The sequence below is a fragment of the Kitasatospora sp. NPDC101108 genome, from assembly GCF_055584725.1.
In genome coordinates, this window is sequence record NZ_JBVJLM010000024.1 from 1 (window position 1) to 13073 (window position 13073).

A 13073-nucleotide genomic window follows, 5' to 3' on the forward strand; every position below is an offset into this window, starting at 1 on the left:
CAGAGCGCCGCCCCACCCGCATCCACGCACTCTGCACCCAACACGGCATCGCAACAGCGGCCTGACCTAGATCAAATACTTCGCCAGCAGAGTCGTCCGGCCGACTTCCTGCGCACCGCCGCGTCTCAGTGCGTGTGGTAGTACTCGCCGACCGCGGGGTCAGCCTGCCGTGGAAGTGCTCGGCACCGGAGCTCCCCGCTCGGCGGCGTGCTGCGCGAACCGCTGGCTGCGGCCGGTGGCCCGACGGAGTTCCTGGCGCAGCTGCAGGACCGGTCCGGCGACGCCGCGGCCGCCCCCTGGCTCACCGTGCTGGGCCGGGCCGTCGCCCGCGGCGAGGCGGCGCCGGAGGTACTGCACCCGCGGGTGGCGACGGTGGCCGTGGTGCTGCTGCGCAACGAGTTCGTCGTCCGGGGCGTGCCGAGTGCGCCCGACGACGTGCTGGTCGAGATCGTGGACGAGGTGTACCTGCCGCTGGTCCGGCGCCGGAGCGCTAGCTGACCCGGTTCCCCTCGGTGAGGGTGGCGGCGAGGCGTTCGGCGGTGGTGGCGTCCAGCGGGGCGTGGCCGAGCAGGAAGCGGTACCAGAACAGTCCGTAGACCTGGTCCACGATCAGGTCCAGGTCGGCGTCGCCGTCCAGTTCGCCTCGTTCGCGGCCCCGGGCGAGGAGTTCGTGCAGCGCGGTCCGCCGGGTGGCGGTGAAGGTCTGCATCAGTTCGGCCAGGTGGGGGTCGCGGGCGGCCTCCCGGACGACGGTGCGCAGCGCGGAGGCGGTGGTGCTGCGCTGCGCGGCGTCGAAGGTGGTCTCGATGAAGGCGCGCAGGTCGGTGCGCAGGCTGCCGGTGTCCGGCTGGTCGGAGACGTCCTGGTCGGCGCGGTCGGTGAGGGCGTCCAGCAGGACGGCGCCCTTGGAGGGCCACCAGCGGTAGACGGTCTGCTTGCCGACGCCGGCCGTACGGGCGATGGCGTCGATGGTGACGGGCGTGCCGTCGGAGTCGGCGAGCAGGTGCAGTGCCGCGTCCAGGATCGCCCGGTGGGCCGCCTCGTTGCGGCGGCGGCCGGTGTGCGGCCGGGTGGAGGGGGCCTGTTCGGCCGCCTGCGGGTCGGTCTCGCTCATCGTGCTCCCTTTCGTTCTTCCCCCGCTTGACAAGACTAGCAGTCTCGGCAAACATCATTGTCGGAACTGATGGTCTCGACAAACTGGCGAACAGGTAAGCCGGAAAGGCCAGAACCATGAGCACTGCATCTGCATCGAACGTCTTCGCCGGACAGCGCATCGTCGTGATGGGCGGCAGCTCGGGCATCGGCGAGGCGACCGCCACCGCCTTCGCGGCGGACGGCGCCGAGGTCGTGATCACCGGCCGCGACCGCGAGAAGCTGGACGCCGCCGTCGCCCGGATCGGCGGCAGCACCAGCGGCGTCCAACTCGACGCGACCGACCCGGCCGCCCTGGCCGCCTTCTTCACCGGGGCCGGCGCCGTCGACCACCTGGTCGTCGCGGTCAGCGGCGCGGCGGGCAGCGGCCCGTTCGCCGAACTCGACCTCGCCGACCTCGCGCACGGCTTCGACGCCAAGTTCTGGCCGCAGGTCCGCGTCCTCCAGGCGGCCCTGCCGCACCTGCGCAAGGACGGCTCGGTCACCCTGATCACCGCCGCCTCGGCCCGCGCCGCCATCCCCGGCACCGCCGGGCTGGCCGCCATCAACGGCGCCCTGGAGGCGATGGTCCCGCCGCTGGCCGTCGAACTCGCCCCGCTGCGGGTCAACGCCGTCTCGCCCGGCGTGATCGACACCCCGTGGTGGGACCGCGTCCCCTCCGAGCAGCGCACCGCCCTCTTCGACGGCTTGGCCGCCACCACCCCGGTCGGCCGGGTCGGCCGCCCCGAGGACGTCGCCCGGGCGATCCACATGTTCGCCGCCAACACCTTCGTCACCGGCGTCGTGCTCGACTGCACCGGCGGCGCCAACCTTCCCACCGGCCGCTGAGCACCCCCACCCCGACGGTCCGGCCCGGGAACTCCCGGGCCGGACCGTCGGGGGGCCCTCAGCCCTGTTCGGGCTGGGGCCCGCCCCTCACCACTCCGCGACCCGGTAGTCCTTGAGGAAGACCCCCGACACCGGGTGCCCGGCCTCGCCGCGGACGATCGGGTCGTAGACCCGGGCGGCGCCGTCCACGATGTCCAGGGGCGTGCGGAAGCCCCGGGCGGCGATCCGGGCCTTCGTGGGCGCCGGGTTCTCGTCGGTGATCCAGCCGGTGTCGACGGCGCACATGTGGACGCCCTGCGGGGCGAGTTCGGCCGCACTGGTGCGGGTGAGCATGTTGAGCGCGGCCTTGGCCATGTTGGTGTGGGGGTGGCGCGCGGTCTTGTTGCGGACGGCGAACCGGCCCTCCACCGCGGTGACGTTGACGATGTAGCGGGCGGGGTGCGGGGAGGCGAGCAGCAGCGGCAGCAGGCGGTCGCAGAGCAGGGCCGGGGCGAGGGCGTTGACCAGCTGGGTCTCCAGCACCTCGGCCGGGTCGAGCGAACCGAGCGTGGCGGACCAGGAGTTGGCGGGCGCGAGGTCGGGCAGCAGTCCGGCCTCGTCGGTGAGGTCCAGCAGGGAGCCCGCCCCGGAGGGGAGTTGGGCCGTCTCGGCGAACGGCCGGAACCCGGGCGCGCGGGTGACGGCCCTGCGGTCGGCGGCCGGCAGGGGCGTGGACTCGCCCGCCGCCAGCAGGGCGTAGGACTCGGGCGGGCGGCGCAGCGTCTGCGCGGCGTTGTTGACCAGGATGTCCAGCGAACGGCCGTCGTGACGCAACTGCTCGGTCAGGCCCAGGACCTGGCGCGGGTCGCGGAGATCGATGCCGACCACGGTCAGCCGCTCCCACCACTGCCCGCTGCCCTCGGCGGCGCGGAAGCGGCGCACGGTGTCCTGCGGGAAGCGGCTGGTGACGGTCAGCTCGGCGCCGTCCCGCAGCAGCATCAGCGCGAGCTGGAAGCCGATCTTCACCCGTCCGCCGGTGAGCAGCGCCCGGCGGCCCCGCAGATCGGTGGAGAGGCCGCGGCGGGCGGTGTTGTCGGCCGCGCAGTCCGGGCAGAGCATGTGGTAGAAGCCGTCGACCCGGCGGTACGGCTGCTTGCAGACGTAGCACCGGCGCGGCACCTGCAGCTCGCCGACCGGTCCGGTGGGGTGCGCGGTGAGCGGCGCGTCCTCGCGGCGGTGCCGGGCGCCGGTCGCGGTCGCGGCGAGCAGGTCGGCGTCGGCCTGCCGGAGCGCCTCCTTGGCCTCCTGGCGGCGGCGCTTGCGGCTCTCCGTCACGAAGGAGCTGAGCTGCCGCTCGGCGTGCAGCCGGGTGCGGTCGTGGGAGGGGAGGCTGCGCAGCCGGCCCAGGGTGTGGCTGAAGGCGCTGAGTTCCTCGGGGGTGAGGCCCGCCGCGCAGGCGGCTTCGCTGGTCGTGGTGTCGGTGATCAGCTGGTGGTGGTCGTACCGGACCGTCATGTCCGCCCCCTCGTTCCGTACAGGTGGGAGGGACTGTAGTTGACGGTCCGGGAGGATGAGATGCCAATTTCCGCCGGGCGGCGGCGCGGGTGCTCAGCCGCAGTCGGGCGTCAATGAACCGACCCGGCGGCCGTCGAGCTCGTGGGGGCCGAAGTTGTCGAGCTCCTGCTCGTCACCGGCGAAGTGTGGCAGGTCGTTGAGCCTGATGATGCAGCCGAAGTCGTTCGGGAGGGGGTCGACGGCCGAGCGCGGGTGGATCGGCGGCTCGATGTCGTCGATCTCGCGCAGGCTGAAGCCCTCGCTCGTGACGTGCGCGTCCTCGTTCAGCAGGATGCGCCCGGTCTGGTGCGGTCCCTCGAACAGGCACAGGTGCCCCTTGGGACACCGCGGGGCGGCCGGCAGGGCGTGGACGGCGGGCGCGGTGGCGGCGGCGAGGGCGATCGCGGCGGCGGAGGCGAGGGCTGCGCGGAGAAGGCGGTGGCGCACGGGGGCTCCCAATCGTTCGGCGCGGGGAAACGACTACCGTCCGTGTGGGCGGCGTCACCGCATGCTAGATGGTTCCCGGGCGAACGGCCGGTGTCACGCGCGGTTTCCGGACAGTCGCGCCGGAACGCACGGAGGTGCCGACCGCCCTCCCGGGTGGCCGGCACCTCATCCCCGCGGCCGGGTCAGTCCGCGTACTGGCTGAAGATCTTCGCGAGCTCGTGCGGCTGCTGCGGGATGTCGGTGCACTGGGCCGGCGAGCCGCCGGTGCAGGCGTTGGCGTCCCGGGTGGCGTCCAAGAAGGCGAGCAGGCCGAGGTGGTGCTGCTGGGTGAAGATCACCAACTGCTGGGCGGTGGACCGGACGTAGACCGCCCCTGCGGGGCGGCTCAGCCGCAGCAGGACTTGCACTCCTTCACCTGCACGTTGTCCAGCACCGGGCCGTACGGGCCGCCCACCGTGCTCGCGAAGGTCAGCGTGGTGCTGGAGTTCTGCGCGACGAAGCTGAACTGCCGTCCCACGTACCCCATCGCCGCCCGGGTCCTGCCGGTGACGTCGAAGGAGAAGTCCTGGAAGTCCTGCCCGTCGATGAGCGCGCGCCCGGTGCGGAGGGCGACCCCGCCGTCGGGGTTGCCGGCCAGCGCGTACGTCACCGAGTAGGTGGCGCCGGGGACGGTGGTGAAGGTCTGGGCGATGGTGCCGGCGGAGGCGCCGTTGAGGTCGAGCGACTGGTCGCCCTCGGCGGCCTGCCACATGCCCGCGCCGATCAGGTCGACGCTGCCGCCGGTGACCCGCCACGGGCCGATGCTCTGCCCGGCGGCGAACTCGGCGAAGCTGCCCGCCGGGGCCTTGGGGGACTCGAAGCTGCCGTCGTCGAAGCGGCTGGCAGCGCGGTGGCCGGCCGCCTCGGCCGGGGTGGCGAGCGCGGTGGTGGTCAGGGCCGTGGTGGCGGCGACGGCCAGGGCGAGCGCCGCGGTGCGGGTGCGCGAGAACGACATGGGTTCCTCCCCGAGGTCCGTGACCTTTCGGTCACTTCCGTGTTGTCGGCCCGAGTCGATCGGCCGCGAACAGAGCGTCGACCGTCCCGGCGAGCCGTGCCAAGGCCGGGTGGACGGCGCCCGGTGGTGCGGGGTGCCCGGAGGCGGGCGCTCGCGCGCCGGTTTGGCGGGGCCGGGGCCGCAGGGGCCCGGCGGACCGTGCGGGACGAACGCCCGGGGTCGACGGCCGGGTGCGGGAGCCCGGTGGTGAACCCGGGGTCGCGCGCCCTGTTCGCACCTCCGTGGTGGGTCGATGAGCATATGAACCGCTCGGTGGTCAAAGCTGGACAAAGGCCGTAACCTGCCCGATCACCAAGGGACTTGATCGGTCGCCACACCTGATCGGCCGATCCTCAGCGCTCCTTCACCCACACCAGCTGCCGTCCGGTCTCGCCCGGGGCCCGGGCGGCGGCCTCGGTGACCCGGTCGAGCCGGTAGCCGAGCTTGCGCGGGACGGCCGCGCTGGCGCCGTTCGCCTGGTCGCAGCGGATCTCCACCCGGGCGATCCCCGGCAGGGCCAGCGCGGCCTCGGTCAGCGCCCCGGCCGCGGCGGTGGCGATGCCGCGGCCGACGTGCCGGGCGGCGACCCAGTAGCCGATCTCCAGCGCGCCCGGGCCGATCCGCCCGTGCAGGCCGAAGGCGCCGACCACCCGGCCGGGCGCATCGTCCAGGTCGGCCAGGTACATGAAGTCCGTGCCGGCCTCCCAGGCGGCGGTGCCGGCGCGGGTCAGCTCGGCGGTCCGGGCCCGGGTGGGGGCCTCGGCCGCCCACTCCATCCAGGGCCGCAGGTGCTCCAGGTTGGCTCGGACGGCCCGGTTCAGCGCCGGGGCGTGGGCGCTGCGACGGCGGTGCAGTCGCAGGCCGCCGGGCAGCCGCAGCAGCTCGGGCGGCCGCCCGGTGGTCACCTCGGGTGCGTCCGTGGGTGCCGCCGGGGCCGTAGGTGTCGCTGGCGCCGCTGGTGCCACCGGTGCCACCGGTGCCTCCGGGGTCGCTGGCGCCGCCGTGCCTGCGGGCGCCGTCGTGCCTGCCGGTGCCGCCCGGGCGGGCTCGCAGGAGTGCGACTGTGCTCGGCTCATGGCCGCGATTATGTCCTTGGCCCGGACCTGCCACATCCGGAGGGGGCGCGGCCGGAGCCCCCGGTCGGGGGTGCGGGCGGCGCGCCCCCGGCGCGTCAGAGCCGGACCATCACCTCGTCGAGCTCCTTGCGCCGCAGATCCGGCACGCGCGCTCCCTCGGCCGGGTAGCCGACCGGGATCACGTACGCCGCGCGCTCCTCCGCCGGGCGGTCGCACACCTCGTTGAGGAACCGCATCGGGCTCGGCGTGTGGGTCAGCGTCGCCAGCCCGGCCTGGTGCAGCGAGGCCAGCAGCAGTCCGACCGCGATCCCCACCGACTCCTTGGTGTAGTACGGGCGCGGCGAGTTGGGCCCCTTGTGTACCTCGAAGACCACGATCACGGCCGGCGCGTCCTCCAGGAACGGTTTGTGCCAGTCGGTGCCGATCGGCGCCAGCGCGGCCAGCCACTCCTCGGACGCCCGGTGGTCGTAGAACTCGCGCTCCTCGGCCTCGGCCGCCTCGCGGAGCAGCCGCTTGCGCTCCGGGTCGGTGATCACCACGAAGCGCCAGGGCTGGACGTGCGCGCCGCTGGGCGCGGTGCTCGCGGTGCGGACGGCCCACTCGATCACCCCGTCCGGGATCGGGCGGGTGTCGTAGTCGCGGACGGTCCGGCGCTGCGCCATCACGTCGTGGAAGGCCTTGCTGCGGTCCTCGGCCTGGTGGGCCGGCACCGTCATCGGGGTGAGCGGGACGGTCGGGTGGGACGCCCCTGCCACTGCGCTGTCAACCATGGGCGACAGCACAGCACATGGCGGCGGCTCCGGGAAGAGGTAGAGACCAATTCCCGGAGCCGCCGACCGTACCGCCCAGGGCTACAGCTCGTGCACCCGTCCGTCGCGGACCTCGATCCGCCGGTTCACCGCCACGGTGTCCAGCATCCGCCGGTCGTGGGTGACCAGCAGCAGGGTGCCGGTGTACGAGCCGAGCGCCGACTCCAGCTGCTCGATCGCGGGCAGGTCCAGGTGGTTGGTGGGCTCGTCCAGCACCAGCAGGTTGACCCCGCGCGCCTGCAGCAGCGCCAGCGCGGCCCGGGTGCGCTCGCCGGGGGAGAGGGTGCCGGCCGGGCGCAGCACGTGCACCGCCTTCAGGCCGAACTTGGCCAGCAGGGTGCGCACCTCCTCCTCGGTGAACTCCGGTACGGCGGCCGCGAAGGCGTCCGCCAGCGGCTCCCCGCCGAGGAACAGTCCCCGTGCCTGGTCCACCTCGCCGACCACCACGCCGGAGCCCAACGCGGCGCTGCCGCCGTCGAGTTCGAGCCGGCCGAGGAGGGCCGCCAGCAGGGTGGACTTGCCCGCGCCGTTGGCACCCGTGATGGCGACCCGGTCGGCCCAGTCGATCTGCAGGTCCACCGGGCCGAAGGCGAAGTCGCCGCGCCTGGCGACGGCCGCCCGCAGGGTGGCGACCACCGAGCCGGAGCGCGGCGCGGTGGCGATCTCCATCCGCAGCTCCCACTCCTTGCGCGGCTCCTCGACCACGTCCAGCCGCTCGATCATCCGCTGGGTCTGCCGGGCCTTGGAGGCCTGCTTCTCGGTGGACTCGGCGCGGGTCGCGCGGGCCTTCTTGTCGTTGTCGCCGCCCTTGCGGCGGGCGTTGCGGACGCCGTGCTCCATCCAGTTGCGCTGCATCTGCGCCCGGGCCTCCAGCGAGGCCTTGGTGTCGGCGTACTCCTCGTACTCCTCGCGGGCGTGCCGGCGGGACACCGCCCGCTCCTCCAGGTACGCCTCGTAGCCGCCGCCGTACAGGTTGACCTGCTGCTGGTGCAGGTCCAGCTCCAGCACCTTGGTGACGGTACGGGCCAGGAACTCGCGGTCGTGGCTGATCAGCACGGTGCCGGCGCGCAGGCCCTTGACGAAGGCCTCCAGCCGCTCCAGGCCGTCCAGGTCCAGGTCGTTGGTGGGCTCGTCGAGCAGGAACACGTCGTAGCGGGAGAGCAGCAGCGAGGCCAGGCCCGCGCGGGCGGCCTGGCCGCCGGACAGCGCCGTCATCGGCAGGTCGAGGGAGACCTTGAGACCGAGCGAGTCGGCCACCTCCTCGGCGCGCTCCTCCAGGTCCGCGCCACCGAGGTCCAGCCAGCGGTCCAGGCTCGCCGCGTACGCGTCGTCGGCACCCGGGCGGCCCTCGACCAGGCCCTCGGTGGCCTCGTCCAGCGCGGCCTGGGCGGCCGCGACGCCGGTGCGCCGGGCCAGGAAGTCGCGCACCGACTCGCCCTCCCGGCGCTCCGGCTCCTGCGGGAGGTGGCCGACGTTGGCGCTCGCCGGGCTGAGCCGGAGCGACCCGCCCTCGGGGGTGTCCAGCCCGGCCAGCAGCCGCAGCAGGGTCGACTTGCCGGCGCCGTTCACGCCGACCAGGCCGATCACGTCGCCGGGGGCGACGACCAGGTCCAGGCCGGAGAAGAGGGTGCGTTCGCCGTGGCCGGCGCTGAGGTCCTTGACTACGAGTGTGGCGCTCATGATGGGCCGATTGTAGGAGGACCGGGCCCCGTGCCGGAAAAAGCCCGGGGCCGCGGCTGTGGCAGCCGCGGCCCCGGGGGCGATCGGTGGATCACCGCTCAGCGGATCACTTGGCCTTCTTGGAGAAGTAGTCGAACATGTGCGCCGCGACGTCCTCCAGGTAGGGGCCGGCCTCGTAGGTGTTGGCGCCGTTGCCGACGGAGGTGTCGCTGACCAGGGCCGGCTTGCCGTCCTTGGTGGCGTACCAGCCGCCGCCGCTGCTGCCGCCGGTCATGTTGCAGCCGATCATCAGCATCGCCGGGCGGTCCGGGACGCCGGGCTTGGCGGTCGGCTTGCCGCCGTCGCAGTGCTCCAGCTCGACGCCGTCGAAGGGCTTGCCCTCCGGGAAGCCGTAGTTGGAGACGGAGGCGAACTGGTCACGCGGGGCGTTGAACCACAGCGGCACCGAGCCGCCGACGGTCTCCTCCAGCGACTTGCCGTTCGGGTCGGGGTTGGCGACCTTGATGATGCCGAAGTCGTACTGGCTCCAGGGGCCGCCCTTCTCCGGGTCGGCCTCCTGCGTCCACTGCGGGGAGACCATGCCGGCGGTCGCGCCCCACTCGCCGTACGGCTCGGCGTCCTCCAGCTTGGACTTCTGCTTGTTGCCGTTGCTCAGCACGCCGTTGCTGTTGAAGGCCGGGGCGAAGGTGATGTCGGTGTAGTACTTGTTGCCCTTGCCGCCGTGCAGGCAGTGGCTCGCGGTCCACACCAGGTTGCTCTTGCCCGGGTTGGCCGGGTCGGAGACGACGGTGCCGGAGCACACGTAGTCGTCGTTGCCGTCCTTGAAGAAGATCTTGCCGTTGACGTGCATGTTCTTCGGGAACGGGTGCGCCACGGGCTTCGCCGCGACGACCGGGGGCAGGTCACCCGGTCCGGTCGGCGGCTGAGCGGCGGTGGGCTGGGCCGGGGCCGCGGTCGTCGGCTGCGCGGTCGGCTGGCCCGGGTCCTGAGTCGGAGCCTGCGGCAGCGGCTTCGGCTTGGCGTTCAGCAGCTTCTGCAGGGTCCAGTAGCCCTTGACCGCCGGGGTGATCACGTTGGCCTGGGCCCACTTGTCCCAGTCCTCCAGCTTCCAGGTCTTCAGCTCCTGGACCGTCGGCAGCTTGAGCGGCGCGGCGCCCGGCTTCCCGGAGGCGGAGGCGGCGACCGTCGGAGCCGCGCTCTGGGCGCCGGCCGGGTCACTGTTGTCCGGCCCGCAACCGGTGGCGACCACCATGGTCAGCGCGGCGACGGAAGCGCCGAGGACGGCACGGCTCGGCCGGGATATCGGTGACATGAGTTCAAATCCCCCTGTTGACTACTGCCATACGCCCCATTCCTCGGGTACGGCCCCCGGGGCCGCAGGTATGGCAGGTGAGGAGTCTGCCATGCGGATAAGGAACTCCTTACATCCGCCCCCGGCCGGGACAGGGCTGTCACCGGATCGGCACGGGATCGGCACGGAGCCTTTGCCGGAGGACCGGGGCGGGGGCCGGAGGCCGGTGCCAGGGGGCCGGCCGGGCGGTCGGGGGACCGGGGGGTCGGTGGTCGGGGGGTCGGTGGTCGGGGCCGGACGGCCGCGCCGGATAAATCGGTTGCACCCGTCCGTCGGCCTGCTTAGCGTGGTCCACGTCGTCCGCCAGACAAGGAGAAGGCCGTTGATCTACTGAGGTCCCGGGACACCGCCCCGCCACGCAGGCCCTGTTGCCCCGTGGTGTGCGAGTGTGCGACCTCAGTCACGGCCCCGTGGCGCCTCCTGTAGCGCCGCCCTGTCCTCCGGCCGTTCCGGTTCCGCACCCGCGGTGTCTCCCCGTGTTGCTCATCACCCCCTTCAGCAACCACCCGGGAGGCCTTGCATGGCACAACCCACCACCGCCGTCCTCTGCACCGACCTCGCGTTCGAGTGGCCCGACGGCAAGCCCGTCCTGGACGGCTTCCACTTCGCCGTCGGCCCCGGCCGCACCGGACTGATCGGCCTCAACGGCGCCGGGAAGTCCACCCTGCTGCGGCTGATCGCCGGCGAGCTCACCCCCACCGGCGGCACCGTCCGGATCGCGGGTGAACTCGGCTACCTGCCACAGGGCCTGACGCTCGACACCGGCCTGCGGGTCGACGAGGCGCTCGGCATCCGGGCCGCCCGCGAGGCCCTGCACGCCATCGAGTCCGGCGACACCGACCAGCGGCACTTCGACGCCGTCGGCGACGACTGGGACGTCGAGGAGCGCGCCCGCGCGACCCTCGACCGGCTCGGTCTGCGCCGCCTCGGCCTCGACCGCACCACCGGCGAACTCTCCGGTGGCGAGGCGGTGCTGCTGCGACTGGCCGCCCTGCTGCTGCGCCGCCCCGACGTGCTGCTGCTCGACGAGCCCACCAACAACCTCGACCGGGCCGCCCGCGAGCGGCTCTACGAGGCGGTGGCCGGCTGGCACGGTGTCCTGGTGGTCGTCAGCCACGACCGCGAACTGCTGCGGCACGTCGACCAGATCGCCGACCTCCGGGACGGCGAAGTCACCTGGTACGGCGGCAACTTCGACGACTACGAGCGCACCCTCGCGGCCCAGCAGGAGACGGCCGAGCGGCTGCTGCGCAACGCCGAGGCCGACGTCCAGCGGCAGAAGCGGGACTTGGTCGAGGCCCGCAGCAGGCTGGAGCGCAGCGCCGGCTACGGCCGGAAGCGCTCGGTCACCCGCAACGACCCGCACATCTTCGCCGGGATGCTCAAACGCAAGGGCCAGGAGACGGCGGGCCGGCTCACCGGCATGCACACCGAGCGCCTGGAGGACGCCAAGGCTCGGCTGACCGCGGCCGAGGAGGCGGTGCGCGACGACGCCGAGATCCGGGTCGACCTGCCGCGCACCGCTGTGCCGGCCGGGCGCGGGGTGCTCACCCTGCAGAAGGTCCGGCTGCCCGACGGCGCCACCGTCGACCTCGACCTGCGCGGCGCCGAGCGGATCGCCCTGGTCGGGCGCAACGGCTCCGGCAAGACCACGCTGCTGCGCACCATCGCGGGCGAACTCGCCCCGCTGGACGGCATGGTCACCACCCAGGTGCCGCTGCGCCACCTGCCGCAGCGGCTCGACCTGCTGGACGACGGGCTGACGGTCGCGGAGAACGTCAAGCGGTTCGCTCCGGGCGCCGGGGACAACGCCGTCCGCGCCCGGCTGGCCCGCTTCCTGTTCCGCGGCGGCCGGGCCGACCAGCCGGCCGGCACGCTGTCCGGCGGCGAGCGGTTCCGGGCGACGCTGGCCGCCCTGCTGCTGGCCGACCCGCCGCCGCAACTGCTGCTGCTCGACGAGCCGACCAACAACCTGGACCTCGCCAGCGTCCGCCAGCTCACCCAGGCGCTGGCCGCCTACCGGGGCGCGCTGATCGTGGTCAGCCACGACCTGCCGTTCCTGCGCGGCCTGGGGCTGACCAGGTGGCTGGAGCTGGACGGCGGACTGAGGGCGGTGGATCCGATGTAGCGGCTACTGCTGGTGCTGGTGCTGGTGCTGGTCCCGGCCCTGGGCGCATGCACCCGGCCGGGAAGGGGATCGAACCGCCGTACGGGCGCTGGTCGAGCCGGCCCGTGACATCGCCGGGGGCCGGGCGGACGTGTACGGAGCGGCCGACCGGATCCGCTCCTGGCGGATCTGAGGCCGGCCGCTCCGATCGTGTCCGTTCGTGTCCCTGTTCCGCGCCGCTCTCCCGCTACGCCCGGGCCGGCTTCAACCTGCCCGCGGCCAGCGTGCCCAGCCGGTCCAGTCCGACCACGAGGGCACCGAGCACGACGAACTCGACCGTCAGCTGGGCGATCTGGCCCCATACGTAGCCGTAGCCCTTGGTGGTCGGATCGAAGAAGAAGTACGGGTAGGGCGTCGGGAAGTCGTCGAACAGCGCGTTCCGGGCGAGCACGACCGCCGCGTAGCCGAGCGGGAAGGCCAGCCAGAGCGGGATGTCCTTCCAGGCCACCGCGTTGCGCGGCTTGAGCACCACCCAGTCGGCCAGCACCATGACCGGCGTGACGTAATGGAGGAAGAAGGACGACCAGTGCGCCAGCCGGTCCGGCCCGCCGACCAGTCCGGGCAGTGGGTTGGCGCCGTGCTGGAGCAGGACGTGCGAGACCAACCCGGTGATCAGGATGTACAGGGTCGCGGCCCCGCGCAGCCGGGGCGCGGGCGCGTCCACGGTGCCGCGCTCGACCATCCAGTACACCGCGCCGATGAAGTAGCCGAGCACGATGACGTTGCTCTGTACGGTGAAGTACACCAGCGAGGACTCCCCGAGGACCAGGCCGAGGCCGGCGGAGAGCACGATGCCCGCGCGCCACCACAGCGCCGGGCGGGTCCGGACGGTCATGCGGCCACCAGTTCGTTCCAGGCGATACGGGAGGTATCGGGCAGTTGAGCGGAATTTCGTACTCTACTTGCTCGCCGCGGGAGCTCGGAATCCGCGTACGGACCGGAGGGACGGCGGCCCGGAGGCCCGGAGTCCCGGCGGCCCGGAGGACCGGCCGGGTGA

12 protein-coding genes and 1 pseudogene are annotated in these 13073 nt (G+C 73.3%); 3 read left to right on the top strand and 10 right to left on the bottom strand.

Annotated elements, in window-relative coordinates; all coding sequences use genetic code 11:
* Positions 1–180: 180 nt before the first annotated feature.
* Positions 181–498: pseudogene (locus ACZ6Z8_RS33070) on the top strand (TetR-like C-terminal domain-containing protein); the annotation flags it as partial.
* Here ACZ6Z8_RS33070 and ACZ6Z8_RS33075 read toward each other — a convergent pair.
* Complete coding sequence (locus tag ACZ6Z8_RS33075) at positions 491–1114, bottom strand: TetR/AcrR family transcriptional regulator (protein ID WP_465613724.1); 624 nt, start codon at positions 1112–1114, stop codon at positions 491–493. The pseudogene ACZ6Z8_RS33070 and the gene ACZ6Z8_RS33075 overlap by 8 nt on opposite strands.
* A 116-nt stretch (positions 1115–1230) precedes the next feature.
* Between ACZ6Z8_RS33075 and ACZ6Z8_RS33080 the strand changes: the two genes are divergently transcribed.
* A complete protein-coding gene (locus ACZ6Z8_RS33080; protein ID WP_465613725.1) occupies positions 1231–1980 on the top strand; it encodes an SDR family oxidoreductase in 750 nt (249 codons plus the stop codon).
* 87 nt (positions 1981–2067) lie between these two features.
* Here the strand turns inward: ACZ6Z8_RS33080 and ACZ6Z8_RS33085 are convergent, their stop codons facing one another.
* The 8 genes from ACZ6Z8_RS33085 to ACZ6Z8_RS33120 form a co-directional block, all read right to left on the bottom strand.
* Entirely contained in the window at positions 2068–3474 is a 1407-nt protein-coding gene (locus tag ACZ6Z8_RS33085) for an SDR family oxidoreductase (RefSeq protein WP_465613726.1), read from the bottom strand.
* 93 nt (positions 3475–3567) lie between these two features.
* Positions 3568–3960, bottom strand: coding sequence for a hypothetical protein (locus ACZ6Z8_RS33090; RefSeq protein WP_465613727.1), 393 nt, complete (start codon positions 3958–3960; stop codon positions 3568–3570).
* A 182-nt stretch (positions 3961–4142) separates the two neighbouring features.
* A complete protein-coding gene (locus ACZ6Z8_RS33095) occupies positions 4143–4367 on the bottom strand; it encodes a hypothetical protein (protein WP_465613728.1) in 225 nt (74 codons plus the stop codon).
* A complete protein-coding gene (locus ACZ6Z8_RS33100; RefSeq protein WP_465613729.1) occupies positions 4346–4954 on the bottom strand; it encodes a choice-of-anchor C family protein in 609 nt (202 codons plus the stop codon). Before ACZ6Z8_RS33100 ends, ACZ6Z8_RS33095 begins: the two co-directional genes overlap by 22 nt.
* Before the next feature lie 392 nt (positions 4955–5346).
* Entirely contained in the window at positions 5347–5898 is a 552-nt protein-coding gene (locus ACZ6Z8_RS33105; protein ID WP_465613730.1) for a GNAT family N-acetyltransferase, read from the bottom strand.
* A 266-nt stretch (positions 5899–6164) separates the two neighbouring features.
* Positions 6165–6839 (bottom strand): nitroreductase family protein, encoded by a 675-nt coding sequence (locus tag ACZ6Z8_RS33110; protein WP_402826869.1) that lies wholly within the window; start codon positions 6837–6839, stop codon positions 6165–6167.
* An 81-nt stretch (positions 6840–6920) separates the two neighbouring features.
* Positions 6921–8558 (bottom strand): ABC-F family ATP-binding cassette domain-containing protein, encoded by a 1638-nt coding sequence (locus tag ACZ6Z8_RS33115; RefSeq protein WP_465613731.1) that lies wholly within the window; start codon positions 8556–8558, stop codon positions 6921–6923.
* A 106-nt stretch (positions 8559–8664) separates the two neighbouring features.
* Positions 8665–9870: a trypsin-like serine peptidase gene (locus ACZ6Z8_RS33120; RefSeq protein ID WP_465613732.1), complete on the bottom strand. Its 1206-nt coding sequence runs from the start codon at positions 9868–9870 to the stop codon at positions 8665–8667.
* 559 nt (positions 9871–10429) lie between these two features.
* Here ACZ6Z8_RS33120 and ACZ6Z8_RS33125 point away from each other — a divergent pair.
* Complete coding sequence (locus ACZ6Z8_RS33125) at positions 10430–12037, top strand: ABC-F family ATP-binding cassette domain-containing protein (protein ID WP_465613733.1); 1608 nt, start codon at positions 10430–10432, stop codon at positions 12035–12037.
* A 226-nt stretch (positions 12038–12263) separates the two neighbouring features.
* Here ACZ6Z8_RS33125 and ACZ6Z8_RS33130 read toward each other — a convergent pair whose 3' ends face one another.
* Complete coding sequence (locus ACZ6Z8_RS33130) at positions 12264–12911, bottom strand: Pr6Pr family membrane protein (protein WP_465613734.1); 648 nt, start codon at positions 12909–12911, stop codon at positions 12264–12266.
* Between the last annotated feature and the right edge of the window lie 162 nt (positions 12912–13073).

What these genes read in the sequence shown, in the direction of transcription:
- ACZ6Z8_RS33075 (WP_465613724.1), bottom strand. Translation starts at nt 1,114, where the DNA reads ATGAGCGAGACCGACCCGCAGGCGGCCGAACAGGCCCCCTCCACCCGG.
- ACZ6Z8_RS33080 (WP_465613725.1), top strand. Translation starts at nt 1,231, where the DNA reads ATGAGCACTGCATCTGCATCGAACGTCTTCGCCGGACAGCGCATCGTC.
- ACZ6Z8_RS33085 (WP_465613726.1), bottom strand. Translation starts at nt 3,474, where the DNA reads ATGACGGTCCGGTACGACCACCACCAGCTGATCACCGACACCACGACC.
- ACZ6Z8_RS33100 (WP_465613729.1), bottom strand. Translation starts at nt 4,954, where the DNA reads ATGTCGTTCTCGCGCACCCGCACCGCGGCGCTCGCCCTGGCCGTCGCC.
- ACZ6Z8_RS33110 (WP_402826869.1), bottom strand. Translation starts at nt 6,839, where the DNA reads ATGGTTGACAGCGCAGTGGCAGGGGCGTCCCACCCGACCGTCCCGCTC.
- ACZ6Z8_RS33115 (WP_465613731.1), bottom strand. Translation starts at nt 8,558, where the DNA reads ATGAGCGCCACACTCGTAGTCAAGGACCTCAGCGCCGGCCACGGCGAA.
- ACZ6Z8_RS33120 (WP_465613732.1), bottom strand. Translation starts at nt 9,870, where the DNA reads ATGTCACCGATATCCCGGCCGAGCCGTGCCGTCCTCGGCGCTTCCGTC.
- ACZ6Z8_RS33125 (WP_465613733.1), top strand. Translation starts at nt 10,430, where the DNA reads ATGGCACAACCCACCACCGCCGTCCTCTGCACCGACCTCGCGTTCGAG.
- ACZ6Z8_RS33130 (WP_465613734.1), bottom strand. Translation starts at nt 12,911, where the DNA reads ATGACCGTCCGGACCCGCCCGGCGCTGTGGTGGCGCGCGGGCATCGTG.